This window comes from Sphingosinicella microcystinivorans, from assembly GCF_003634215.1.
GTDB lineage: Bacteria > Pseudomonadota > Alphaproteobacteria > Sphingomonadales > Sphingomonadaceae > Sphingosinicella > Sphingosinicella microcystinivorans.
Genome location: NZ_RBWX01000007.1, coordinates 1,554,191 through 1,579,723 on the forward strand (window position 1 = coordinate 1,554,191; position 25,533 = coordinate 1,579,723).

Annotated in this window: 22 protein-coding genes; 13 read left to right on the forward strand and 9 right to left on the reverse strand. The window is 65.7% G+C overall.

Translation table 11 applies throughout. The features are described from left to right. Positions 1-88 precede the first annotated feature (88 nt). The 3 genes from DFR51_RS07400 (at position 89) to dmeF (ending at position 3,464) form a co-directional block, all read left to right on the forward strand. Positions 89-2,140: a ComEC/Rec2 family competence protein gene (locus DFR51_RS07400; RefSeq protein ID WP_121048653.1), complete on the forward strand. Its 2,052-nt coding sequence runs from the start codon at positions 89-91 to the stop codon at positions 2,138-2,140. 90 nt (positions 2,141-2,230) lie between these two features. Beyond that, positions 2,231-2,512 carry a metal/formaldehyde-sensitive transcriptional repressor gene (locus DFR51_RS07405; RefSeq protein WP_121048656.1) on the forward strand — a complete coding sequence of 94 codons (282 nt, stop codon included), beginning with the start codon at positions 2,231-2,233 and terminating at the stop codon, positions 2,510-2,512. A 13-nt stretch (positions 2,513-2,525) separates the two neighbouring features. Then, positions 2,526-3,464, forward strand: coding sequence for a CDF family Co(II)/Ni(II) efflux transporter DmeF (gene dmeF / locus DFR51_RS07410; RefSeq protein WP_276330558.1), 939 nt, complete (start codon positions 2,526-2,528; stop codon positions 3,462-3,464). 15 nt (positions 3,465-3,479) lie between these two features. Here the strand turns inward: dmeF and lexA are convergent, their stop codons facing one another. The 8 genes from lexA to DFR51_RS07450 all read right to left on the reverse strand — a co-directional run bounded on the left by lexA (position 3,480) and on the right by DFR51_RS07450 (position 11,734). Then, positions 3,480-4,139 carry a transcriptional repressor LexA gene (gene lexA / locus DFR51_RS07415; RefSeq protein ID WP_121048662.1) on the reverse strand — a complete coding sequence of 220 codons (660 nt, stop codon included), beginning with the start codon at positions 4,137-4,139 and terminating at the stop codon, positions 3,480-3,482. 74 nt (positions 4,140-4,213) lie between these two features. After that, a complete protein-coding gene (locus tag DFR51_RS07420) occupies positions 4,214-5,404 on the reverse strand; it encodes a molybdopterin molybdotransferase MoeA (RefSeq protein WP_121048665.1) in 1,191 nt (396 codons plus the stop codon). Then, entirely contained in the window at positions 5,398-5,877 is a 480-nt protein-coding gene (gene moaC, locus DFR51_RS07425) for a cyclic pyranopterin monophosphate synthase MoaC (RefSeq protein WP_121048668.1), read from the reverse strand. Before moaC ends, DFR51_RS07420 begins: the two co-directional genes overlap by 7 nt. After that, complete coding sequence (gene trpC, locus DFR51_RS07430; RefSeq protein ID WP_121048671.1) at positions 5,877-6,671, reverse strand: indole-3-glycerol phosphate synthase TrpC; 795 nt, start codon at positions 6,669-6,671, stop codon at positions 5,877-5,879. Before trpC ends, moaC begins: the two co-directional genes overlap by 1 nt. Further along, the gene (gene trpD, locus DFR51_RS07435) at positions 6,668-7,657 is read right to left on the reverse strand and encodes an anthranilate phosphoribosyltransferase (protein ID WP_121048674.1); all 990 of its coding nucleotides are present in this window, start codon (positions 7,655-7,657) and stop codon (positions 6,668-6,670) included. Before trpD ends, trpC begins: the two co-directional genes overlap by 4 nt. Continuing rightward, entirely contained in the window at positions 7,654-8,247 is a 594-nt protein-coding gene (locus DFR51_RS07440) for an anthranilate synthase component II (RefSeq protein ID WP_121048677.1), read from the reverse strand. Before DFR51_RS07440 ends, trpD begins: the two co-directional genes overlap by 4 nt. A 39-nt stretch (positions 8,248-8,286) precedes the next feature. Further along, positions 8,287-9,795 carry an anthranilate synthase component I gene (trpE, locus tag DFR51_RS07445; protein ID WP_121048680.1) on the reverse strand — a complete coding sequence of 503 codons (1,509 nt, stop codon included), beginning with the start codon at positions 9,793-9,795 and terminating at the stop codon, positions 8,287-8,289. Between the two features lie 10 nt (positions 9,796-9,805). Further along, complete coding sequence (locus DFR51_RS07450; RefSeq protein ID WP_121048683.1) at positions 9,806-11,734, reverse strand: SurA N-terminal domain-containing protein; 1,929 nt, start codon at positions 11,732-11,734, stop codon at positions 9,806-9,808. A gap of 144 nt (positions 11,735-11,878) precedes the next feature. Here DFR51_RS07450 and tpiA point away from each other — a divergent pair, with 144 nt between their 5' ends. The 4 genes from tpiA to DFR51_RS07470 all read left to right on the forward strand — a co-directional run bounded on the left by tpiA (position 11,879) and on the right by DFR51_RS07470 (position 15,872). After that, entirely contained in the window at positions 11,879-12,622 is a 744-nt protein-coding gene (gene tpiA, locus DFR51_RS07455) for a triose-phosphate isomerase (protein WP_197723620.1), read from the forward strand. A 3-nt stretch (positions 12,623-12,625) separates the two neighbouring features. Continuing rightward, a complete protein-coding gene (locus DFR51_RS07460; protein ID WP_121048686.1) occupies positions 12,626-13,681 on the forward strand; it encodes a phospholipase A in 1,056 nt (351 codons plus the stop codon). Positions 13,682-13,770: 89 nt separating this feature from the next. Further along, positions 13,771-14,160, forward strand: coding sequence for a preprotein translocase subunit SecG (secG, locus tag DFR51_RS07465; RefSeq protein ID WP_243446548.1), 390 nt, complete (start codon positions 13,771-13,773; stop codon positions 14,158-14,160). An 80-nt stretch (positions 14,161-14,240) separates the two neighbouring features. Then, complete coding sequence (locus tag DFR51_RS07470) at positions 14,241-15,872, forward strand: CTP synthase (RefSeq protein ID WP_121048692.1); 1,632 nt, start codon at positions 14,241-14,243, stop codon at positions 15,870-15,872. A 50-nt stretch (positions 15,873-15,922) separates the two neighbouring features. On the opposite strand, the gene DFR51_RS07475 is transcribed toward DFR51_RS07470, so the two are convergent. Continuing rightward, the gene (locus tag DFR51_RS07475; protein WP_121048696.1) at positions 15,923-16,678 is read right to left on the reverse strand and encodes an SDR family oxidoreductase; all 756 of its coding nucleotides are present in this window, start codon (positions 16,676-16,678) and stop codon (positions 15,923-15,925) included. 135 nt (positions 16,679-16,813) lie between these two features. On the opposite strand from DFR51_RS07475, the gene DFR51_RS07480 reads away from it, so the two are divergent. The 6 genes from DFR51_RS07480 to dnaE all read left to right on the forward strand — a co-directional run bounded on the left by DFR51_RS07480 (position 16,814) and on the right by dnaE (position 25,493). Continuing rightward, the gene (locus DFR51_RS07480) at positions 16,814-17,701 is read left to right on the forward strand and encodes an AraC family transcriptional regulator (protein WP_121048699.1); all 888 of its coding nucleotides are present in this window, start codon (positions 16,814-16,816) and stop codon (positions 17,699-17,701) included. Between the two features lie 536 nt (positions 17,702-18,237). Beyond that, a complete protein-coding gene (gene proS, locus DFR51_RS07485) occupies positions 18,238-19,527 on the forward strand; it encodes a proline--tRNA ligase (protein ID WP_121048701.1) in 1,290 nt (429 codons plus the stop codon). Then, positions 19,524-20,771 carry a lipoprotein-releasing ABC transporter permease subunit gene (locus tag DFR51_RS07490; protein WP_243445410.1) on the forward strand — a complete coding sequence of 416 codons (1,248 nt, stop codon included), beginning with the start codon at positions 19,524-19,526 and terminating at the stop codon, positions 20,769-20,771. The genes proS and DFR51_RS07490 overlap by 4 nt, the downstream gene beginning before the upstream one ends. Next, positions 20,764-21,444, forward strand: a complete 681-nt coding sequence (locus DFR51_RS07495; protein ID WP_121048704.1) for an ABC transporter ATP-binding protein — start codon at positions 20,764-20,766, stop codon at positions 21,442-21,444. The genes DFR51_RS07490 and DFR51_RS07495 overlap by 8 nt, the downstream gene beginning before the upstream one ends. Next, entirely contained in the window at positions 21,441-22,046 is a 606-nt protein-coding gene (locus DFR51_RS07500) for a GNAT family N-acetyltransferase (RefSeq protein ID WP_121048707.1), read from the forward strand. Before DFR51_RS07495 ends, DFR51_RS07500 begins: the two co-directional genes overlap by 4 nt. 3 nt (positions 22,047-22,049) lie before the next feature. Beyond that, on the forward strand, positions 22,050-25,493 hold the full coding sequence (gene dnaE, locus DFR51_RS07505) for a DNA polymerase III subunit alpha (RefSeq protein WP_121048710.1): 3,444 nt from the start codon (positions 22,050-22,052) through the stop codon (positions 25,491-25,493). Positions 25,494-25,533 lie beyond the last annotated feature (40 nt).

The window sequence follows — 25,533 nt, forward strand, 5'->3', positions numbered from 1 at the left end:
AAAGTCGGGGGGCTCTATCATAACGCTGCCAGCCGTTCAAACCGGGCCGGTCGAAGCTGGAGCGTCGCCGCGCGCGCGTCTGTCCCGCATGCATGAGGCTGCCGAAATCTGGCTGGCGGAAGAACGGCACCAGCTCGTGCTGTTCGCGCCTGTCGCGCTTGGGCTCGGCATTGCCGCCTGGTTCGCGCTGCCCTCGCCGCGTGAATGGGTTGCGGCGATGCTGCTTGGCGGCGCGCTTGCCGCGTTCGGCCTGCTGGCTGGCGGCCTTCCGCGCATAGCGCTCTCCGCTTTCGGGCTGCTTTTTGCGCTGGGTGTCGGCACGGCATGGGTGCGCGCCGAGCAGGTGCGCGCACCGGTGGTCGAGCGCTCGTGGAGTGCGCTCATGATCGAAGCCACGGTGGATCGCGTCGATGCCCGCCCTGCCGAGGGGCGAACGCGCCTGCTGCTCACGGATATCTCGGGCCTGCCGCCCGGCCTCACGGCCCGGGTCGGTATCCGGGGCAATGCGGCGGAAAGTCTCGTCCCCGGTGCGCGCGTCGCTCTGCGCGCATCGCTGTCGCCGCCTCCCGGGCCGAACATTCCCGGCGGCTACCACTTCGCGCGCCGCGCCTGGTTCGATGGTATCGGCGCTGTCGGCTATGCACTTTCAGACGTCACCGTCGTGGCGCCCGCACCCGATCGCCCCGGATTCGTCCGCCGTTTCGAAGCGTTCCGCAGCGCGCTCACCAAGCGTCTTCAAGACGGTGTCGGCGGCAGGGAAGGCGGCCTCGCCGCCGCACTGGTCACGGGAGATCGCGGCGGCCTTCCCGATGACGTCACCGAAGCAATGCGCGACAGCGGCCTTGCGCACCTCATCTCGATCTCAGGCCTGCACATCGCTGTCGTGGTTGGCGGGGTGCTTTGGGGCACGCGGCGCCTGCTCGCGCAGAGCGAACGCCTTGCGCTCGGCACGGACATCAAGCTGATCGCCGCGCTCGCCGCTGCAGTCGCAGGCATCGGCTACACGCTTGTTGCGGGCGCCGAGGTCCCGACGGTGCGATCGTGCATCGCCGTGCTCATCGTACTCGTCGGGCTCGCGCTGGGCCGGGAAGCGATCTCGCTGCGTCTGGTTGCGGCGGGCGCCTTCTTCATTCTGCTCGTGCGTCCTGATTTTCTGCTCGGGCCGAGTTTCCAGCTCAGCTTCGCCGCCGTCGCCGCCATCGTCGCCCTCTATGAATCGCCGCTGGGGCGCCGCTTCAATGGCGGAAAGGAGGCGGGCCGCGCCGCACGCCTGTGGCACGGTGTCCTTGCGCTCCTCGCCACCGGCATCGCAGCCGAGATCGCGCTCGCGCCGATCGCCTTTTTCCACTTCAACCAGATGGGCCTCTACGGCGTCGCCGCGAACCTCGCCGCGATCCCGCTAACCAGCTTCGTGATCCTGCCGCTGCTCGGCCTGTCTGTGTTCCTCGGGATGGTGGGGCTCGCCGCGCCGGTCGACTGGCTGCTTGGCCATGCGTTGCACCTCCTCATCCGCATCGCGGAGTTCACGGCGGCGATGCCCGGAGCTGTGTCCCGGCTCCCCGCCGCGCCGGACTGGGCCTTTGCCGTGCTGATCCTCGGCGGCGTCTGGTTTTGCCTCTGGCAGACGCGCCGTCGTTGGTTCGCGCTGCTACCCGTGGCAATCGGCGCGATCGGCATGACGACGGCGCAGCCGCCCGATCTCATCGTTGACGGGGAGGGGAAGCACCTTGCCGTGGTCCGCGATGGCAGTGTGGCGCTGCTGCGGCCGCGTGCAGGCGATTATGTGCGCTCAATGTGGGCGGACGCCGCGGGCGAGGACACGAGCAGGGACCTTGATGCCATGCCGAACGCGCGCTGCACGCCCGATAGCTGCACGGCGCACATCATGGCCGGCGGCCGTGCGTGGACGCTGCTTGCCACGCGTTCCGGGCTCCTCATTGATCGTGCCGCGTTCGAGCCGGCGTGCGCCGCCGCCGATATCATCGTCAGCGATCGCCGCCTGCCGAATTGGTGCACCCCGCGCTGGCTGAAGCTGGACCGCACAAAGCTCGCCGAAACGGGCGCCCTGTCGATCTGGCTAAGCGGGCCGCGCATTCGGTCGGTTGCAGAGGAAGATGGCGCGCATTCATGGGCGCGGTGATCCAACGCCGCACGACTGGCCTGAAACACGCGCTCCACACCTCCGCCGGCCTGTTGCGCTGGCGCCTCACATAGGATACCCCCCTATGGTATGGCACATCTTCAGGAAACCGAACACAAGGACCGTCTTGTTGCCCGTGTCCGCCGCATCGCCGGTCAGGTCGCCGCGATCGAGCGTGCGATCACCGGCGAGGCGCCGTGCAGCGAAACCCTGCATCTCGCCGCTGCCGTGCGCGGCGCCGTCTCCGGGCTGATGGATGAACTTGTGGAGGATCATCTGCGGGCGCACGTCGCGGCACCCGGGCTGAGCGATGCGGAGCGCGCGGCAGGCGCGGATGAACTCGCCACCGTACTCAAGCGACACATGCGCTGAAGTGGAGGCGAGATTGAGTGGCTTCCCCGGCATCGTCGATGGCGCCCATTCCCACGATTTCCTGGGCAAGAACCACGACGCCAACGCACGCCGTATGCTCTGGGTGGTGCTGCTGACAGCGGCGATGATGGTTGCGGAGATCATCGCGGGTTACGCGACAGGCTCGATGGCACTTCTCGCGGACGGCTTCCATATGGCGACGCACGCGGGTGCGCTCGGGATCGCTGCAATCGCTTATGCCTATGCTCGGCACAATGTCGGCAACCCGCGCTATTCGTTCGGCACCGGAAAGGTCGGCGACCTCGCGGGCTTTGCGTCCGCTCTCGTGCTCGGCGTCATCGCACTCGGTATCGCGTTCGAATCCGCGCTCCGGCTCGCGCGTCCTGTCGATGTCGCGTTCGGGGAGGCGACGATCGTTGCCGTGGTCGGGCTCGCGGTCAATCTCGTCAGCGCCGCGCTGCTGTCGGGCGGGCATCACCACGGGCACAGTCACGGCCACGGCCACGATCACCATCATGATCATCAGGGCCACGGGCACCACGGCCACCAACACAGCGACAATAATCTACGTGCCGCCTACCTGCATGTGCTTGCCGATGCCCTCACATCCGTTCTCGCCATCGCCGCGCTGCTCGCCGGGCGATATGGCGGATGGGTCTGGCTTGATCCGCTCATGGGCATCGTCGGCGCGCTCGTGATCGCGCGCTGGTCGTGGACGCTGATGCGCGATACGTCAGCCGTGCTGCTCGATGCCGCCGATCCGCATCTCGTCGAAGAAATCCGCGCGTGCGTGGAGACCGGCGATGCGAACATCCACGATCTTCACGTCTGGCAGGTCGGGCCGGGCGTTCACGCGGCGATCGTTTCCGTCACCGGCATCCCGCCGGAAACCGCCCGCGAGCGCCTGCGCCCCGTACACGAACTCGCGCACCTCACCATTGAGGCGCGGTAAGGTCGTCCCTGAACCTCAGTTGTAGCGGCGCAGAAGCCCCACGAGCTTGCCCTGCACGCGCACGCGGTTCGGCGCATAGCGCTGCGCGGTGTACGCGCTGTTCGCTGGATCGAGGCGGATTTCGCCCTTGTCGCGGCGAAGATACTTGAGCGTCGCTTCATCCTCATCAACGAGCGCCACGACGATCTCGCCGTCGCGCGCCGTGTCGCATTTCTGGACGAGCGCATAATCGCCATCGAGGATACCCGCCTCGATCATGGAGTCGCCGGAAACCTCCAATGCGAAATGGTCACCCGAGGCGCCGAGGAGCGCGGCGGGAACCGACAGCGTGCGATCGCTTTGCATCGCTTCGATCGGCATACCCGCAGCGATTTTCCCGTGCAGCGGAAGTTCGATGACGTCATCGTTCGCGGCCGCAATGATCGGCGTTTGCCGGGCAGGGGCCTTCGCCGCCGTACCGGTTTCAGGCAGACGCAGCACTTCGAGCGCGCGTGCACGGTTCGCGAGACGCCGGATGAACTGCCGCTCCTCGAGCGCATTCACCAGCCGGTGCACGCCCGACTTTGATTTGAGATCGAGCGCTTCCTTCATCTCTTCGAACGAGGGCGAGACGCCGCCGGCCTGCAGCCGATCGTTGATGAACATCAGCAGTTCGTGTTGCTTGCGTGTCAGCATGTCCGGTTCACCCTTCCGTGTTTCGCGACTCGTTCCACAAGATGTTCCACTTTTCGTGAACGAATGGAGAACATTTAGGGGGTGGCGAAAATCCTGTCAAGCGCCAGCACGGGCACATCGGCGCCGCTCGCCGCTGCGTGTGCGCCCACCGGGCGGATGATGAGCGCGTTCGCCTCCGCGAGGACGCCCAGCATGGAAGAATCCTGCGTGTCGAACGCGCGCACGCCTTCCGCCGTCAGCCGCGCGCGCAGGTGATCGCGGCGGTTGCCGTTGGCGGGCAGGGGGGCGAGCAGCCGCGCCGTAATCGTCGGGTCGGCGTTCGTGCTGCCTGCCATGCGCGCGAGCATCGGCAGCGCGAACAGCGCGGCACAGACGAACGCGGAGACCGGGTTTCCCGGCAGCCCGAGCACGCGCGCGCGCCCAAGCGATCCGGCGATCAGCGGCTTGCCGGGCTTGATCGCGACCTTCCAGAAGTCGAGCGTCGCGCCCGCGTCCTGCAACGCCGCCCGCACCAGATCGTGGTCGCCCACGGACGCGCCGCCGATGGTGACGAGGAGGTCGGCATCGCTTGCGGCCTTCAGCCCCTTGCCGATGGCGTCCAGATTGTCGGGAAAGATGCCGAGGTCGCGCACGTCCGCGCCAGCTGAACGGAACAGTGCCGCCAGCATCACGCCGTTCGAGCTGACGATCTGGTCCGCCTGCGGCGCTTCGCCCGGCGCCACCAGCTCATCGCCCGTCGCGAGGATCGCGACGCGGGGGCGCCTGATTGCGAGGCTGCCGTGCCCGGATGCTGCGGCAAGGCCGAGGTGCTGGGGCCCAAGCCGCGTTCCCGCCGCGATCAGCCGCTCGCCTGCGCTGAAATCCTTGCCCGCGACGCGGATGTGTGCGCCGAGGCGCGGCGGGCCTTCGCCCGTGAGCGTCAGCCGCTCGCCCTCGCGGCCAACCTCTTCCTGCACGATCACCGTGTCCGCACCCTCCGGCAAGGGCGCGCCCGTGAAGATCCGGGCGGCCTCGCCCGCGCCGACCGTTCCGGCAAAGCCCCGTCCCGCGGCGCTTTCGCCGACGACGCGCCACGGCCCCGGCATATCGGCCCAGCGGATCGCGTAGCCGTCCATCGCGGAAGACGGGAAGGGCGGCTGCGTCAGCCGTGCGGTGAGGTCATCGGCAAGCGTCAGGCCGGCAGCGTCGGCGAGCGGAAGGTCTACGGGTGGAACCGGTTCACAGGCCGCAAGCAGCCGCCCCAGCGCGTCCTCGTAGCTCAGCATCCGCCCCGCGCGGTCCAGTCGCCGGATTTGCCGCCGGTCTTCTTCAGAAGGCGTACGCCTGAAATGACCATCGCCTTGTCCACGGCTTTCACCATGTCATAGATCGTGAGCAGCGCGAGCGAAGCCGCTGTCATCGCTTCCATTTCGACGCCCGTGCCCCATGTCGTAGAGGCTGTCGCCTCCACGCGCACGCCACCTTCTTCCAGCGTGAAATCCCCGGAAACGCTGGTGAGCGGCAGCGGATGGCAGAGCGGAATGAGGTCGGCGGTCTTTTTCGCGGCCGTGATCCCCGCGATGCGCGCCACGGCGAGCACGTTGCCTTTTGCAGCGCTGTCGTCGCGCACCGCCGCAAGTGCCTCTGCGGACATGGCGATATGCCCTTCGGCGATCGCCGTGCGCGCCGTCACCGCCTTGCCCGAAATGTCGACCATGCGGGCCTTGCCGGCCTCGTCGAGATGGGTGAGCCCCATGATCAGCCCTCCAGCAGCCGCTTCGTCGCGGCGGTGACGTCATCCTGCGCCATCAGCGATTCCCCGACAAGGAAGCTGTTGATGCCGAAGCCCGCCAATCGGTCGAGGTCCGCGCGCGTCCGCAGCCCGCTTTCGCCGACAAGCGTATAATCAGCCGGCACGCCGCCTGCGAGTTCGGCCGAGGTCTCAATATCGACATGCAATGTTTTGAGATTGCGATTGTTCACGCCCAGAAGTCGGGATTTCAGGTGCGCAAGCGCCGTGTCCCGCTCATCCGCATCATGCACCTCGACCAGAACATCCATCCCCCAGCCGAACGCTGCGGACTCAAGCTCCTTCGCAAGCCCGATATCGATTGCAGCCACGATAATGAGGATCGCATCCGCCCCGATCGCCCGCGCTTCCGCCACCTGGTAGGGGTCGACCATGAAGTCCTTGCGCAGCACCGGCAGCGGCACGGCCCCGCGCGCCGCGATCAACTTGTCGTCGCTGCCCTGAAACCAGTGTTCCTCGGTCAGCACGGAAAGACACGAAGCTCCGCCCGCGCGATAGGCGCGCGCCAGCGCGGGCGGATCGAAATCAGCGCGGATCAGGCCCTTGCTCGGCGACGCCTTCTTGATCTCGGCGATCAGGCCAAAGCGCCCCTCGCGCTTCGCCGTATCGAGCGCCGCCTTGAAACCGCGCGGGGCATCCGCCGCACGCGCCGCCGCCTCGATCTCGCCGATCGGCCGCGCAGCCTTCCGCGCTGCGACGACCCCGCGCTTGTGGTCGCAGATTTCCGCCAGCACATCACTCATCGAAAGGCCTTCCAGCGTTCAAGAAGCGCCCGTGCGCGTCCATCGTCCAGCGCTGATGCGGCGAGCGCGGCGCCCGTTGCCCAGTCATGCGCCTTGCCCGCGACGATCAGCGCCCCCGCCGCATTCAGGCAGACAATGTCGCGGTAGCCTCCATGCGCACCCGAGAGCAGATCCAGCATCGCCGCGGCATTCTCCTCCGGCGTTCCTCCACGGATCGCTTCGGGCGCGTGCCGCACGAGACCGGCGGTTTCCGGGTTCACTTCGCCGGCTTCGATGTGCGCCGCGGTCAGACGTGTGTAGGTCGTGGGCCCGGTGACGGTCAGTTCGTCGAGCCCGTCGCTGCCGTGCACCACCATCGCCGCGTCGGCGCCCAGCCTCTGCAGCGCTTCTGCAATCGGAAGCACCCATTGCTGCCCCGGCACGCCGACGAGTTGCCTTTTGACCCCCGCCGGATTGGCGAGCGGCCCGATCATGTTGAAGATCGTCCGCCGACCGATCGCACGCCGTACGCCTGCGACACGCGCCATCACCGGATGATGCTTTGCGGCGAACAGAAAGCCGATGCCGATTTCGGCGAGCGAGCGCTCCACCGTGTCCGAGGCGAGGTCGAGATCGATGCCCAGCGCCGAAAGCACGTCTGCCGCGCCGGATTTCGAGGATGCCGCCCGGTTGCCGTGCTTGGCGACCGGCACACCGCACGCCGCGATCACGATGGCGACTGCCGTCGAGATGTTGAGCGTATGCGCGCCGTCACCACCCGTGCCGCACACGTCGATGGCGCCTTCGGGCGCCGTGACGAGCCGCATACGGCTTCGAAGTACGCTCGCGGCAGCAACGATCTCGTCCACCGTCTCACCGCGCTCGGCAAGGCCGGTCAGAAAGCGGGCAATCTCCGCGTCCTCGACATCAGCGTTCAGAATGGCATCGAATGCCGCGCGCGCTTCCGCCTCGCCAAGCGGCGCTTCGGTCGCCGGCAGGTGTTTCACGCGGCGAGTTCGCGCGGTCGCGGCGTCAGTCCCGCGATCCGCATGAAGTTGGCGAGCATGTCGTGGCCATGCTCGGTCGCGATGCTTTCGGGGTGGAACTGCACGCTGTGGATCGGCAGGTGTGCATGGCGGAAGCCCATCACGGCTTCATCGTCCGACCATGCGTTTACGATCAGGCTTGGGGGAATGTCCTCCACGATCAGCGAATGATAGCGCGTCGCGGTGAAGGGTGAGGGGATGCCCGCGAAAAGCCCGGTGCCGTCGTGGCTCACGGGCGATGTCTTGCCGTGCATCAGGTGGCCGCGCACCACTTTGCCGCCGAAATGCTGCCCGATCGCCTGATGGCCGAGACAGACGCCGAGCAGCGGCTTCCCCGCGTCCGCACACGCCGCGACCATGTCGAGGCTGATGCCGGCTTCATTGGGCGTGCAGGGGCCGGGCGAAATCAGAAACGCGCTCGCGCCGCTCGAAAGTGCCTGCCCGGCGGAAATCGCATCGTTGCGCACCACCTCCACCTCCGCGCCCAGCTCCATCAGGTAGTGGACGAGGTTCCAGGTGAAGCTGTCGTAATTGTCGATGACGAGGATCATGGCGCGACCGCCCTAATCAAGGGACGCGGGGAGGGCAAGTTATTGCCCGTATCCCGACTCTCCGGCGCGGGTGATGGCATCGCGCGCAGCGGCAATGAGCGCGCCGGATTTGGCCTCGCACTCCCGCTGCTCATAGGCGGGGGTTGAGTCCGCGACGATGCCTGCGCCGGCCTGAATGTGCATGGTGCCGTCCTTCACCACCGCGGTCCTCAGTACAATGCAGCTGTCCATCGATCCGTCGGGTGAGAAATAGCCGACGCCGCCCGCATAGGCACCGCGCTTCTCGGCCTCCAACTCGGCGATGATCTGCATCGCACGCACCTTGGGCGCCCCGGAGACGGTGCCCGCCGGGAAGCCGGCCATCAGCGCGTCGATCGCGTCCTTGTCCTTCGCGAGGTCGCCGCGCACGTTTGAAACGATGTGCATCACGTGGCTATAGAACTCCACCGTGTTGCGCTCCGTCACCGAAACGCTGCCTTCCGACGCCACGCGGCCCACATCGTTGCGTCCGAGATCGAGCAGCATCAGATGTTCGGCAAGCTCCTTGGGGTCGGCGAGCAGGCTGTCGCGGTTCGCCGCGTCCTCAACCGCATTCGCGCCGCGCGGGCGGGTGCCCGCAATCGGGCGCACGGTCACTTCGCCTTCGCGCACGCGCACCAGGATTTCGGGGCTGGACCCGATCAGCGCGAAGCCCGGCAGGTCCAGCATGTAAAGGAACGGCGAGGGGTTGATGCGCCTCAGCGATCGGTAGAGGCTGAAGGGCGACAGCGCGAACGGGATCGAGAAGCGCTGCGCCAGCACAACCTGAAAGATATCGCCCGCGACGATATAGTCCTGCGCGCGCCGAACCATCTCCGCATAGCGCGCCGGGTCAGTGTGGTGTGTCACCTCGGCCGAGGCAGGCGGCGCCGTCTCGCGTGCGGTTTGCGGCAGTGCGCCTGCAAGCCGCGCCTCGGCGGTTTCGATCCGCTCGATGGCGGCCGCAAGTGCCTCGCTCGCCGAAAGGTCGCCCGGAAACACAGGCGCGGCGATGAAAAGCTCGTCTTTCAGCCGGTCGAACGCCATCAACAGCGATGGGCGCACGAAAAGCATGTCAGGAAGCCCAAGCGGGTCTTTCTCCGGCGTCGGCACCGGTTCGACAAGCCCGATCGTCTCATAGCCCATGTAGCCGACAAGGCAGGCGAAGGCGGGCGGCAGGTCCGGCGGCAAGTCCATGCGGCACCCGGCGACGAGTTCGCGAAGCGCATCGAGCGGTGCGGCGTCGACGGGCTTGAACACATCGGGCGCGGAAGCGAAGCGGGCATTGATCTCCGCCTGCCGACCGCGAACCCGGAACACGAGATCGGGCGCGAAACCGAGCAGCGAATAGCGCCCGCGTACCGTCCCGCCTTCCACGGATTCGAGCACGAACGCGCCAGATCCCGCCTTGCCGAGCTTCAGCATCGCGGAAACCGGGGTTTCCGTATCAGCGATGCGCCGCGTCCAGACGAGTTGTGGCCGCCCGGCCTCGTAAACCCGCGCGAAGTCCGCGGCTTCGGGGTGGATCATCGGGCGCCGATCAATTGGGCTGGTCGGCGGTGCCCAGGTAGCGCTGCTTCAGGCGTTCGAGGGCTTTGTCGTTCCGCTTGACGCCAACAGTGGACATGATCGCGGCCACGAAATTCTGAGCATACTCGTTCGTCGCGGCGGTCTGCATCTGCGAACGCATCTGGTCCAGGAAAGCGGGCGCCTCCGCCAGATCACCGGGCTTCACGTCCGCGACGTGCACGACGAACCACGCGCCATTACGTGGCTGCGCGAGCGCCCGCGCATCACCCTTGGAAAGTGCGAAGCCAAGGCCGATCGGCGGCGGCACGGGTTCACGCCGCGCTGCGATTTCGATTCGGCGTGCCGTGAAGGTCTGCACCGGCGGCAGCTTGTTTTCCGCAAGCAGGCCGGCGAGCGGCTTGCCGGCCTTGAGCCCCGCGACAATCTTGTCGGCAACAGCCTTCGCGGCCTCCATCTGGCGCTCGAAGGTCAAGGCGGCCGTCAACTGCGGTTTGATATCCGCAAGCGGGACCGGTGTCGGCGGCACCACCTCTTCCACGTCCATCAGCGCATGCAGCGTATCGGAAATATCCTCGACAGTCGGCTCGTCGTTCTCCTCGGTCGCGAAAGCCCGCTCGATAAGCGGACGGATACGCTGGTCGAGCTGGAGACCGGATTCGCCAAGCATCAGGCCTTCGCTCGTGACGGGCGGAACGCGGACCACGGTGAGGCCGAGGTCTTTCGCCGCTTCGGCAACGCTTGCACCGTCGGCAAGCGCGTCGTCCGCCTTCTCGACAATGTCGGCCACGGCGTTCGCGGCGAGGTCTGCCTCGACAGCCGGGCGAATCTCATCCTTCACTTCGGCAAGCGTGCGCGCAGGCTTCGTCACGACGGCATCGACATGCACGACGTGCCAGCCGAATTCGCTCTGCACCGGCCCGGCGACCTTGCCGGATGCGGCCTTGAATGCCGCATCCGCAACCGCCTCTGCGGTCTGGTCGGCCATCGCACTTTTCGAAAGCGTGCCGAGGTCCAGGTCGGTTTCGCCATAACCCGCCACATCCTTGGCGACAGCCGCGAAGTCTTCGCCGCCATTCACCCGCTTTGCGATCGTGTCGGCCTGCGCCTTGTCCTGCACCACCACTTGGCGGAGCGTCCGCGTCTCGCTCGCGGCGAATTCGCTGGCATGCTTCTTGAAATAATCGGCGAGCGCTGCATCCGTTACCTTCACCGTCTTCGCGATCTCGGCGCTGTCGATGAGGGCGTATGTGATGCGGCGGCGCTCCGGCACCGTGTAGTTGGCGATGTTCTTCTTGTAGAAGGCCTGGATGTCGTCGTCGCTCAGCTTCGGGGCGGGGAACGACTGTGCAGGCACGGCGCCGATGTTGAGCGTGCGTTGTTCAAGCTGCAGCGCCGTGAACGGTTCGGCGAGCTTTCGCGGCGTCATCGGGATCGAATCGACGAGGCCGAGCAGCTGGCGCCGCACGACATCGCCGCCGATCTCGCGGCGTACCATGTCTTCCGTAAGCCCCTGCGAGGAGATTGCCTGCCGGAACACATCTTCCGAGAAGCGCCCGTCGGGGCCGCGGAATGCCGCAACCGATGCGATTTCCGCATCCACCTGTCGCTTGCTCGGGCCCAGGCCCAACTTTTCACCCATCGCGGTGAGCGCGTGCGAACCGATCAGGCGCTCGAGCACGCCTTCCAGCATCCCGCCGCGCACGGCCTGCGCCGCGGTGATGCCCGGCTGTTCCTGCCGCATCGTCGCGAGCTGCCGGTCGAACTGGCTGGAGAGCTGTGTATCGGTAACGTCGTCCCCGGCGATCACGGCCACCGTGTTCGCCGCAGGGCCGCCGCCGAACGGATCACCGATGCCGGTGACGATGAAGGCCACGAGCACCAGCCCGAGAAGGGCAAGGACGATCCAGGACGAGAGGGCCTTGCGGAAGAAACTGATCATCGGGAGCCTTTGGTCTTTCGCGCGCGTTCGGCAATGAAAATAGCGCCCGGTTTATAGGTAGCTGCGGCAGGCGCGGCAAGCGCGCCCTTGGCTTGTCTGTGCGTGCGTTGCTAAGGCCTACCGTAAATGCACATGGAGAGTTTGATGGAAAAGCCGATGCTGGTTGCAGGCAACTGGAAAATGAACGGTTTGAAGGCGGCGCTTGCCGAGGTGGAAGCGATCGCGCGCGCAGCGGACAGCGCGCCCTCCCGCGTCGAGGTCGCCATCGCCCCGCCGTTCACGCTCGTCAGCCTTGCAAAGGATGCAGCGGAGGGCTCGCGCCTGCGCATCGGCGGGCAGGATTGCCACGCAAACCCGTCGGGCGCGCACACCGGCTGCATCGCCGCGCCGATGCTCGCCGATCTCGGCTGCGACTTCGTGATCGTCGGCCACTCCGAGCGCCGCACCGACAACGGCGAAACCGATGCGATCGTGAAGGCAAAGGCCGCCGCTGCCATTGGCGCGGGCCTGCGCGCGATCATCTGCGTGGGCGAGACCGAGGCCGAGCGTGATGCCGGGCGTCACCTCGATGTCGTCGGGACACAGCTTGAGGGCTCGCTCCCCGATGCGGATCCGGCGAGCATCGTCATCGCCTATGAGCCCGTGTGGGCCATCGGCACCGGACGTACCCCGCTCGCGGGTGATGTGGACGAGATGCACAACGCCATCCGCGCGCGCCTCGTCGCCCGCTACGGCGAAGACGGTCGCCGTATCCTCATACTCTACGGCGGCTCGGTGAAGCCGTCGAACGCGGCGGAGCTGTTCGCCGTGCCCGAGGTCGGCGGCGCGCTCGTCGGCGGCGCCAGCCTCAAGGCAGCGGACTTCCTGCCGATCATCGCGGCAGCCTGAAGGGTGCGCGTCGCCGCCGCCGCTGCGCTATTGCTGGTTTCCCTGCCGGCAGCAGCGGAGGTGCGGCTGGTCGTGCCGGAGGCGAACGCGCCGCGCTCCGGCACGTTCGAGGTCATCTTTCTCAACGATGGCGCTGCGGCTGCGAAGCTCGATGCGCCGAAAATGATCGTCGTGGCTGAAGGTGAGGCGGCCATCGAAGGCCCTGCGCCCACTGAAATCGCGCCCGGCGGCTTCGCGCGCGTCATCTACCGTCTCACGTCCGTGCCCGCGGCGCCCGCGCCCCAGGTCGCCGTCGCGGCTTCCACCGCCACCCCGCAGGAGGCCGAATCAACCGGCCTCGGCCGGTTCGAAACCTATGAACCGATGTATGCACTTGTCGGTGCGAACCCATCGGACGCAAAGCTCCAGCTCAGCTTCCGCTACCGTCTCTTCGGCCACCAACCGCGTGAGTTCACCACAGGCGCCGGCAGCCGCGAATGGCGCGCGGGCATCTATTTCGGCTACATTCAGCGGATGTTCTGGGATCTCTCCGAAGAATCGATCCCGATGTACGACATCACGTTCAGCCCCGAACTGTTCCTGCGCGCCGTCTCGCCCGGCTCCACAAGCGTCGGCGCGCCGATGCTCGGCATCCAGGCGGGACTCCGTCACCATTCGAACGGCAAAGACGGCGCAGGCTCGCGCAGCTACAACACGCTCTATGTGGAGCCGTCGGTCGGTTTCGGCCTCGGCAACGGCTGGACGCTCACGACAGCGCCGCGTTTCTGGGCTTATGTCGGCAGCAAGGAAGGCAATGAGCGCATCGCCCGTTATCGCGGCTACACGGGCCTGACGATCGACCTGAAACAGCAGGACGGCTTCGGCCTGCGCACATTTCTGCAAGGCAACCTTTCAGGCGGGCGCGGCAGCGCCGAGGTGGACATGAGCTACTCGCTGCGCCGCTGGACGGGGCTCAACCTCTATCTCCACAGCCAACTCTACACGGGCTACGGCGAAGCGCTCATCGATTATGACGAGCGCAACACGCGTCTCCGCTTCGGCATCGGCATCGTCCGCTAGGCCGGAGCGCTTGAACTCCAGCCCCCGCGTCGTTATGTGGCCCACAGAAATTCGCCAGAAATGATCGGTTCCGCATGTCCACCGCGCTGATGCACTTTGTTCTTGTCGTCCACTCGCTGATCGCGATTGCGCTTGTTGCAGTGATCTTGATGCAGCGGAGCGAGGGCGGGGCGCTCGGTATGGGCGGAGGCCCGGGCGGGCTGCTCACGGCGCGCGGCGCGGGCAATCTGCTCACCAAGTCGACCGGTATTCTTGCGGCGCTGTTCCTCGGCACCAGCATCCTGCTTGCCGTGATGGCGAGCCTCGCCAAGGCACCGACCACGATTGATACGTCGCTCGTGCCGACGGCGGCAACCCCCGCAGCGCCTGCCGATGGTCTGCCGACAGCGCTTCCGGGTAGCCCGGCGCCTGCCGACGATACGCTACCGATGGCGCTTCCCGCCGCGCCGGCCAGCGACGACATTCCGACCGCGCAATAAAGTCATCCACAGAAAAAGTCCCGCCGCTGCCCCGAATCGGGTGGCGGTCCGTCCCTTTGCTCGCCTATAGGTTTTCTCCCATGGCGCGGTACATTTTCATCACCGGCGGCGTGGTTTCCTCGCTCGGAAAAGGTCTCATGGCGGCGAGCCTCGCTGCGCTCCTGCAGGCGCGCGGCTACAAGGTGCGCATCCGCAAGTTTGACCCGTATCTGAACGTCGATCCGGGAACCATGTCGCCCTATCAGCACGGCGAGGTTTACGTCACCGACGATGGCGCGGAGACCGATCTCGATCTCGGCCACTACGAGCGGTTCACCGGGGTGCCTTCGCGGCAATCCGACAACGTCACCTCGGGCCGTATCTATCAGCAGATCATCGCCAAGGAACGCCGCGGCGACTTCCTCGGCGCGACCGTGCAGGTAATCCCGCACGTGACGGACGCGATCAAGGCGTTCGCGCTTGCCGACACCGAAGACCTCGATTTCGTGCTCTGCGAGATCGGCGGCACGGTGGGCGACATTGAATCGCTACCGTTCATCGAAGCGATCCGTCAGCTTCGGAATGATATCGGCGCCGAAAACGTCTGCTTCGTCCATGTCACGCTGATCCCGTTCATCGCTGCGGCGGGCGAACTGAAGACGAAGCCGACGCAGCACAGCGTGCGCGAGCTGACCAGCCTCGGCATTCAGCCGCAGGTGCTCGTCTGCCGCTGCGAAAAGCCCGTGCCGGATAGTGACCGCGCGAAGATCGCGCTGTTCTGCAACGTCCGCAAGGAAGCGGTGATCCCTGCGCTTGATGCGAAGAGCATTTATGCTGTGCCGCTCCAGTACCATGCCGAGGGGTTGGACCGGGAAGTGCTGCGCGCCTTTGGGATCGACGCGAAAGATTCACCGAACCTGTCGCGCTGGACGGACATCGTCGACCGCCTCGAAAACCCCGAAGGCGAAGTCACGATCGGCGTCGTGGGCAAGTATGTGGGCCTGCAGGACGCGTACAAATCGCTGCACGAGGCACTCGTCCACGGCGGCATCGCGAACCGCGTCAAGGTCAACGTCAAGTGGCTGGACGCCGAACTGTTCGAAGGGGAAGGGGCGGAACCCCAGCTTCTCGAACCCATGCACGGCATCCTGGTCCCCGGCGGCTTCGGCGAGCGGGGCAGCGAGGGCAAGATCGCCAGCGTCGCCTTCGCGCGCGAGCGCGGCGTACCGTTTTTCGGCATCTGTCTCGGCATGCAGATGGCCTGCATCGAGGGCGCGCGGAATCTCTCCGGCATCAAAGGGGCCTCCACCACCGAGTTCGGCCCCACGGACGAGCCTGTCGTCGGCCTCATCACCGAGTGGATGTCCGAAGAAGGCCTCCAGAAGCGTGAGGTGGGCGGCGACCTCGGCGGCACGATGCGCCTTGGCGCGTTCCCGGCGAAGCTCGGTGCGAACAGCGTCGTCGGCAGCGTCTACGGCGCCACCGACATCTCGGAGCGCCACCGTCACCGCTACGAGGTGAACATCCACTACAAGGATGCGCTCGAAAAGGGCGGTCTCGTCTTCTCCGGCATGTCGCCGGACGGCGAGCTTCCAGAGATCGTCGAACGGCCCGAACACCCGTGGTTCATCGGTGTCCAGTTCCACCCGGAACTGAAATCCAAGCCGTTCGACCCGCATCCCCTCTTCGCCAGCTTCATCGCTGCCGCGCTCAAACAAAGCCGCCTCGTTTGATTTTTCCCTCTCCCCGCCGGGGAGAGGGGCAACGAAAACGTTCAGCGAGCCTAAATCGCCTGACCGCCTGAGACCTCGATCCGCTGCGCGTTCACCCAGCGATTGTCCTCGGACAGCAGGTTTGCGATCATCGGCCCGATATCGTCCGGCACACCGACACGGCCTAGCGCGGTCATGTCGGCAAGGCCCTTGTTGATCTCGGCATTGTCGCGCACTGCGCCACCGCCGAAATCGGTCTCGATCGCGCCGGGCGCCACGGTATTGACCGCGATCCCCCGCGCACCAAGCTCCTTCGCCATGTAGAGCGTCAGCACTTCGACCGCGCCTTTCATTGCCGCATAGGCCGCGTAGCCGGGGTAGGCGAAGCGGGTGAGGCCGCTCGAGATGTTTACGATCCGGCCACCGTCGGCGATGAGCGGCAACAGCGTCTGGGTCAGAAAGAACACGCCCTTCAGGTGAACGTTCACGAGGCCGTCGAACTGAGCCTCGGTCGTCTCGGCAATCGGCGCGTATTCGCCGTGCCCGGCGTTGTTCACCAGATGATCGAACGTCTCGCGCTGCCAGGTGCCGCGCAGCGCCGTACGCAGTCGTTCCGCAAAGTCTGCAAAGGCCGCGACATTACCAGTGTCGAGTTGCAGGGCCACCGCCTTGCGGCCCATTGCCTGAATCTCTGCAACGACACGCTCGGCCTCGTCGCTGCGGCTGTGATAGGTGAGCACGACATCGCCGCAGCGGCGCGCGATGCTAAGCGCCGTGTTGCGGCCAAGGCCACGGCTGGAACCAGTGATGAGAGCAATCTTCGTCATGGCTGTTCTCCTTGGGTTTGTGTGGCTTCATCTCTAAGCAGCTGAACCTTCCGCGTGTTGCCGGATGCTCGGATTCTCTTGCCTGATTCTCCAAATGAGGTGCGCTTTGGGTAGAAAGCGACTATTGCATGCTGCATGACAATGCTCCTCGAAGCTGTCCGGCGTCACGCGGACGCGCATGCCGACCCGCTCGGTTTTGCGCCGACCCCGATCCCTGGCCTGTTCGCCGTGCGCGCGACCGCACCGAGCGGACTTCTCCACGATGTATACCGTCCACTCGTCTGCCTTTTGGTACAAGGCAGCAAGCAGGTGACGATGGGAACGCAGGCCTTCGCCTTTGCCGCAGGGGATTCGCTGCTGGTGACGGCAGACGTACCGACCGTCAGCCAGATCACGCGGGCGAGTCTCGCCGCGCCCTACTATTCGCTGGTGCTCGAACTGGACCTTGCGCTGATTGCCGAGCTCACTGCGGAAATGAAGCCGGCACTCGTTTCCGACACCGCGCCCGTGCGCGTCGACACGACGGACGGGGAGGTCGCTGACGCCGCGCTGCGTTTGCTGCGGCTGCTGGACAGGCCGCATGCGCTCCCGGTGCTGCAGGCGCAGTTGCGGCGCGAGATGCACTATTGGTTGCTTGCCGGGCGGCATGGACCCGCCATCAGGCGGCTAGGCTGGCCGGATAGTCATGCAAGGCGCATCGCTCGGGCCGTTGCCGTCCTGCGCGAGACCTTTGCCGAACCGGTCACCGTCGAGCGCCTGGCCGCCGCCGCCGGCATGAGCCCGTCGTCGTTCCATCACCATTTCAAGGCGATCACCTCGCTCTCGCCGCTGCAATTCCAGGAGCAGCTGCGTCTCATCGAAGCGAAAAGGCTCATGCTCTCAGAAGGGATAAGCGCTGCGCATGCGGCATTTTCCGTCGGCTACGAGAGCGTGCCGCAGTTCACGCGCGAATATGCCCGCCTGTTCGGTCTGCCGCCGGTGCGGGACACGCACGTGGCACGAGAAAGTGCCCGCGCGGCTTGAAGCGCGCGCTGCTGAGCCTCGAACCGTCGACGGGTGCGCCGCGCGCGGAAGGGCGGCGGCTCTCTCTGCGGCGTTCGGCCGCGTGGCCCAGAGGTGTCATGCGCGATGCGCCGCCGCAACAGCCTGTTGAAAAAGCAGATTTTTGGCAGTCGGTAGAGTGTGGTCCCAAAACGAAAAGCGCCCGGGTCGTTTCCGGCCCGGGCGCTCTCGTGACGAGTCATTTAACTCCCGCGAAGATTTGGGTCCTCTGTTCCCCCATCGGAGCCCAATCTTGCTAGCGCGCCGTCGTTAATCGCGTCGCGCGTCCTCCCCCAACCCTGGTGCCCTCCCACAGGCGAAACCGGATCAGATGTCATGTGTGTTACGGTGCAGGTGGCCATCCCGACAAGAGAGCGTCGCACCTCACGCATATTAATTTCAGGAGGTGTGGACATGATGCGACAATGCGGCTCGGTGCGGCAGCGTAACGGATGGGAAGGGTGGATCGCCGATTGGGCAGTTGCTTGCGCGGCAGCCCATGCTAGACAGCGCGCACTATGCGCCTTTCCCGTTATTTTCTTCCGCTCCTCAAGGAAACCCCAACCGACGCGCAGATCGTCAGCCATCAGCTGATGCTGCGGGCCGGTCTCGTGCGCCAGACTTCGGCAGGCATTTATGCCTGGCTGCCGGTCGGGCTCCGCGTCCTCAACAAGATCGCCGACCTCGTCCGCCGAGAGCAGGACCGGGCAGGCGCCATCGAGCTTCTCATGCCGACCATCCAGTCGGCGGATCTTTGGCGTCAGTCTGGCCGCTACGACGCTTACGGCCCGGAGATGCTGCGCTTCAAAGACCGCCACGAGCGCGAAATGCTTTACGGGCCGACCAACGAGGAGATGATAACGGCGCTGTTCCGCGATTCCGTGCGCAGCTACCGCGATCTGCCGCGCACGCTCTACCATATCCAGTGGAAGTTCAGAGACGAGGTGCGTCCCCGTTTCGGCGTGATGCGTGGCCGCGAGTTCCTGATGAAGGATGCCTACAGCTTCGATCTCGACGAGGCGGGCGGCAAGGTTTCGTACAACGCCATGTTCGAGGCGTACCTGCGCACGTTCGCGGCGATGGGTCTTAAGGCCGTGCCGGTGCGTGCGCCCACGGGCCCCATCGGCGGCGACATGAGCCACGAGTTCCACATCCTCGCCGAAACGGGCGAGAGCGAAATCTTCTATGATTCGGCGATCGAGGACGTTGACGTCACCGATCCCGAGGCCGTGTCGAAGCTCTCCTCGATCTACGCGATGGAGGCTGAAGAGCACGAGAAGGTGACGAACTGCCCGGTTCCGGCGGAGCGTCTGCTCAGCCGCCGCGGTATCGAGGTCGGGCACATCTTCTTCTTCGGCACCAAATACTCCGCATCGATGGGTCTCAGCGTGCAGGGTCAGGACGGCAAGCCCGTCACCCCGCAGATGGGCAGCTACGGCATCGGCGTTTCGCGACTCGTCGGCGCGGTGATCGAGGCGTGCCACGACGAGGACGGGATCATCTGGCCGGAGGCGATTGCGCCGTTCAAGGTCGGCCTCATCAACCTCAGGAGCGGTGACGCTGCGTGCGATGTCGCGGCGGACGATCTCTACGCGAAGCTCCAGCACGCGGGTATCGAGACGCTTTACGACGACCGCGACGAGCGCGGCGGCGCCAAGTTCGCGGGCATGGACCTCATTGGTATCCCCTGGCAGCTTGTTGTTGGGCCGAAGGGTGTCAGTGCCGGGGTTGTCGAGCTCAAGCATCGCAAGACCGGAGAGCGCCACGAGCTTTCCGTCGATGCCGCGCTGGAGAAGCTCGGGGGATGATCTCCCGCTACGAGCGCATGATCGCCCGACGCTATTTGCTGCCGGGACGGGGCGAAGGCTTCATCTTCCTCGTCGCCTCAATCAGCCTCGTCGCCGTAGCGCTCGGTGTCGCTGCGCTCATCGCAGTGATGTCGGTTATGAACGGCTTCCGCGCCGAACTATTCGACCGTATCCTCGGGCTCAACGGTCATGCCGTGGTGCAGGGCTACGGCGGGCGCCTGCCGGACTGGCAGCCGCTGCTGGCGCAGGCACGCGCGACACCTGGCGTGGTGCAGGCCGAGCCGATCATCGAACAGCCGCTCATCGGCTCCTACAAGAGCCGCGCGGAGGGTGTCCTCCTGCGCGGTATGTTGATGGGTGACATCCGCAACCTGAAACTCGTTGCCGACAATGTGAAGGCGGGGCGCCTCGAAGACCTCGCGCTCGAAGGCAATTTCGTCGCGATCGGCGCGCGCCTCTCCGAATCACTCGGCGCCGGGGTGGGGGACACGATCAGCCTGATCTCGCCGGACGGGCAGGTGACGCCTTTCGGCACGACCCCGCGCATCGTGCCCTACCAGATCGCCGCTGTGTTTGAGGTCGGTATCTTCGACTACGACAAAGCCTTCGTGCTGATGCCGCTCGACCGCGCGCAAACGTTCCTGCGGATGGGCAACGACATCGGCATGATCACGCTCACGACAACCGATGCGGACAAGGCCGACCGCATCCTCCAGCCGCTCGTCCCCGCACTGACGGGGCGCGGGGTCATCATCGACTGGCGGCAGATGAACGGCGTTCTGTTCGAGGCGCTTTCCGTGGAGCGGACGGTGATGTTCGTCGTTGTCGGCTTTATCATCCTCGTCGCGGTGTTCAACATTCTCACCAGCCTCATCATGCTCGTGCGCGCGAAGACCCGCGACATCGCGATCCTGCGCACGATGGGCGCGAGCCGTGCAGCGATGATGCGCATCTTCGTCACGGTGGGCACCTTGATCGGGTCTGCGGGCATCCTCCTCGGCCTCGCGCTCGGTTTCCTGTTTCTGCACTATCGGCAGAACATCGTGATGGGTGTCTCGAAGATCACCGGCGTCGACCTTTGGGACCCGCGCATCCGCTACCTCACCGAACTCCCCGCAAAGACCGACATGGTCGAGGTCACTGCCATCGTCACGCTGGCGCTGGTGCTCAGTTTCCTCGCGACGATCTACCCGGCGTGGAAGGCGGCGAGCACCGATCCCGTGCAGGTGCTGCGCTATGAGTGACGTGCTTGCAGTTAAAGGCCTAGCGCGCAGCTTCCACCAGGGCGGCGCGGTGATCGAGGTTCTGCGCGGTGTCGATCTCAGCGTCGCCCCGGGCGAGATCGTCGCGCTGCTCGGCCCGTCCGGTTCCGGCAAGTCCACGATGCTCCAGGCGATCGGCCTCCTGGAAGGCGGTTTCGACGGCTCGATCGTCATCGACGGCCGCCCCGCCGAAAAGCTCTCGGCACACGAACGCACGGAGGTGCGCCGCGACAAGCTGGGCTTCGTCTATCAGTTCCATCATTTGCTGCCGGACTTCAACGCGCTCGAAAACGTCGTGCTGCCGCAGCTCATCGCAGGCCGCGACCCGCTCGCTGCGGCGGACAAGGCGAAGGCACTGCTCACCGATCTCGGCCTCGGCCAGCGCCTCGATCACCGCCCTTCTCAGCTTTCAGGCGGCGAGCAGCAGCGCGTCGCGGTGGCCCGCGCGCTCGCGAACGAGCCCGTGCTGGTGCTCGCCGACGAGCCCACCGGCAATCTCGACGAGACGACAGCGCAGCGCGTGCTTGCGGAGTTCCTGCGTGTCGTGCGCAGCCACAATTCCGCGGCGCTCATCGCCACGCACAATACCGTGCTTGCAAAGCAGATGGACCGGACGGTCGAACTGCACGAAGGCCAGTTGGTCGAAGCGCGATGAACCCGTGGCGCGATCAGCCCCGGCTCGAAGGACGACACGCCCGGCTCCTGCCGCTTGAAACGGCACATGCTGATGGCATCGCCGAGGTGTCGCGCGATGGCCAGCTCTGGGAATTGTTCTTCACGCGCGTGCCTTCGCCCGATGACGTGAAGGGCTGGCTCGATACAGCGCTTGCCGAAAAGGCAGCGGGGCGATCGATGCCGTTCGTGGTGGAAGCTGAGGGGCGCATCGTCGGCGCCACGCGCTATCTCCGCATGAATGAACTGCATCGCCGCCTTGAAATCGGCGCGACCTTCTATGCCAAGTCGGTGCAGCGCTCGCCGGTAAACACCGAATGCAAGCTCATGCTCCTCGGCCATGCATTCGAGGTGATCGGCTGCAACGTCGTCCAGATCCGCACGGACTGGATGAACCGCGCCTCGCAGCGTGCCATCGAACGGCTCGGCGCGAAGCGCGACGGAGTGCTGCGCAACCACCAGATCGCGGCGGACAGCCGCCTGCGCGACATTGTCTGCTACAGCATCATCGCGGGAGAATGGCCGGGCGTGAAACAGAATCTCGAATTCATGCTTTCCCGCCATCGAGAGCCTGCGCCACAATAGGCCATGCCCGAATCGCGTTTTGTCCATCTCCGCATCCAGTCGCCTTATTCGATGCTGGAGGGCGCGGTTCACGCGAAGGATCTCGCAAAAGCCTGCATCAAATACGGCATGCCTGCCGCCGCCGTTACCGACAGAAACAACCTGTTCGCGGCGATGGAGTTTTCGGACAAGCTCTCGGACGCGGGCGTGCAGCCGATCATCGGCGCGCTGCTCTCGGTCGCTCGGCCCGGCATCACCCAAGCCGGAAGCAAGCCCGCGCAGGACTGGCTGGCGCTGCTCGCTCAGGATGACACCGGGTACAAGAACCTCATCCGCATTATCTCGCGTGCCCACCTCGAATCCGATCCGGTCGATGGGCCAAACGTGCCGCTCCCCGAGATTGAAGGGCTGACGGACGGGCTCATAGCGCTCACTGCGGGGCCGGAAGGGGCGCTCGCGCGGATGTTCGCGGATGGGCAGGCGGATGCCGCTGGTGCCTATGCGGACGCGCTGCAGGCGCTGTTTCCAGACCGGCTCTATATAGAGCTTTCGCGCACGCATAACCCGATCGAGGACAGTTCCGAGCAGGCGCTGATTGCGCTCGCGCACGCCCGGAATCTACCGCTGGTCGCCACCAATCCGGTGGCATTCCCGGACAAGAGCTTCGCGGCCGCGCACGATGTGCTGCTCTGCATCGCAGACAGCGCCTATGTGGAAACCGAAGGCCGCCGCCGCGTGTCAGAGGAATGCTGGCTGAAACCGCCGGGCGAGATGGTCCGGCTGTTCGAGGATGTGCCGGAGGCGATTGACAACACGCTCGTCATCGCGCGCCGCTGCGCGGTGATGGCGCCGTCGCGAAAGCCCATCCTGCCGAGCCTTGCGGGCGACCGCGAAGGCGAGGCGACGATGCTCGTCGAGCAGGCGCGCGTGGGGCTCGCCCGTCGGCTCGAAGGCCGCGCCGACACCGAACCCTACTTCGAACGGCTCGATTACGAACTCGGCATCATCAACAAGATGGGCTTCGCGGGCTACTTTCTGATCGTCGCGGACTTCATCCAGTGGGCGAAGTCTCAAGGCATCCCCGTGGGGCCGGGGCGCGGTTCGGGTGCAGGCTCCGTCGTCGCGTGGGCGCTCACCATCACCGATCTCGATCCCATGCGGCTTGGCTTGCTGTTCGAGCGCTTCCTGAACCCCGAGCGCGTCTCGATGCCGGACTTCGACATCGACTTCTGCGAAACCCGGCGCGGCGAGGTGATCCGCTACGTCCAAGAACGCTACGGCCGCGATCAGGTGGCGCAGATTATCACGTTCGGAACGCTGAAGGCGCGCGCCGTGCTGAAGGATGTCGGCCGCGTACTGCAGATGCCCTACGGGCAGGTGGATCGGCTCGCCAAGCTGGTGCCGAACCACCCGACGGACCCGTGGACGCTCGACCGCACCATGAACGGCGTCGCCGAGTTCGAAAACGAAACCAAGCGCGATCCGGCGGTCGAAAACCTCGTCAATCTCGCGATGAAGCTCGAGGGCTTGCCGCGCCACGCCTCGACACACGCGGCGGGAGTCGTGATCGGCGACCGCCCGCTCGACGAGCTAGTGCCGCTCTACCGAGACCCGCGTTCTGACATGCCCGTCACCCAGTTCGATATGAAGTGGGTTGAAAAAGCGGGCCTCGTGAAGTTCGACTTCCTCGGCCTCAAGACGCTTTCGGTCCTCCAGCGCGCGCTCGATCTGCTCGCCAAGCGTGGCATCACCGTCGACCTGTCTACGATCCCGTGGGACGATCCCGATGTCTACGCACTGCTAGCGAAGGGCGACACGGTTGGTGTGTTCCAGCTCGAATCCGAAGGCATGCGCCGCACGCTCGCGCAGGTAAAGCCGGACTGCTTCGAGGATATCATCGCGCTCGTCTCGCTCTACCGTCCGGGCCCGATGGACAACATTCCGAGCTTCGCGAACCGCAAGCACGGCACCGAGGCGGTCGACTGCCTGCATCCGAAGCTGGAGCCGATCCTCAAGGAAACCTACGGCGTCATCATCTATCAGGAACAGGTGATGCAGATCGCGCAGGTGCTCGCGGGCTATTCGCTCGGCGAAGCCGATCTTCTGCGCCGCGCGATGGGCAAGAAGAAGAAGGAGGAGATGGACGCCCAGAAGGCGCGTTTCCTCGAAGGCGCCACCGCGCAGGGCGTCGATCACGCCCAGGCCGACTACATCTTCGAGCTCGTGGCGAAGTTCGCGGGTTACGGCTTCAACAAGAGCCACGCCGCCGCCTATGCGCTCGTCGCTTATCAAACCGGCTGGATGAAGGCGAAGTACCCGGTCGAGTTCTACGCGGCCTCGATGGCCTATGATATCGCGCTCACGGACAAGCTCAGCGTCTTCATAGACGATATGAAGCGCATGGGCGTGGAGTGCCTGCCGCCCTGTATCAACAACAGCGAGGCCGACTTTTCGGTGGAGGACGGCAAGGTGCGTTATGCGCTCGCCGGCCTCAAAGGCGTCGGCGAGCGAGCGATGGAGGGTATTGTCGAGGTCCGCGAGGCGGGCGGCACGTTTAAGTCGCTGACCGACTTTGCAGAGCGCATCGATCCCACGCTGCTTAACAAGCGGCAGATCGAAAGCCTCGTTTCGGGCGGTGCGTTCGATTGTGTGGAGTCCAACCGCGCCAAGGCCCATGCAATGGCGGAGGCCGTTCTGGCGGCGGCGAACGCGGCGGCGGATGCGCGGAAGACGCACCAGGGCGCGCTGTTCGGCGGGGCAGGGGGCGGCGCATCCATCACTCTCATGGCGCCCGGCAGCGTTTCGGAGTGGTCGCTGGGTGACACGATGGCGAAGGAACGCGACGCGTTCGGCTTCTACTTCGCCGCACACCCGCTTTCGGCTTGGCAGCATGTGCTCGATACGCATGGCGCGCGCTCCTTTGCGCGCGTTTGCGAGGACGGCCCACCGTGGGACGGCGGGCGCGGCAGCGCGACGATGGCGGGGCTCGTCGAGTCTGTGCGCTGGCGCACGCCCCAGAACGGACGCAGCACGCGCTACCTTCTCGCCAGCCTGTCGGACTCGGGCGGTCAGTACGTTGCAAGCTGCTTTGACGAAGAGGTGATGCCCGCGCTTGAAGCCGCTGCCGCAGCGCAGGAGGTGATCCTCATTAACGCTGAGCTGCTGTGGCGCGATGGTGAAGAGGCGCCGCGCGTCACGATCAGGGGGCTTACGGCAGTCGCTGAACTGTCGAAGCACAGCCGTGGACGCCTCACTCTCAAGGTCTCGCCGAGTTTCGACGCTGCCGCGCTGCGACGCCTTGCCGACGCACAGCCAGTGGGGCGCGGCGACATCTTCGCCGAGATAGAACTGCCCGACGGTTTCGCCTCGATCCGCGTCGCCCATGGGCTGCTGCTGGATTCTGAAATGCGCCATACCGCTGAACGCATCGCAGGCGTGACCTCAGCGTCTCTCGTCGCCGTAAGCTGAGTCGATTTGCGCCGCGGCGCAACGCCGCAGCCGCTTTCAA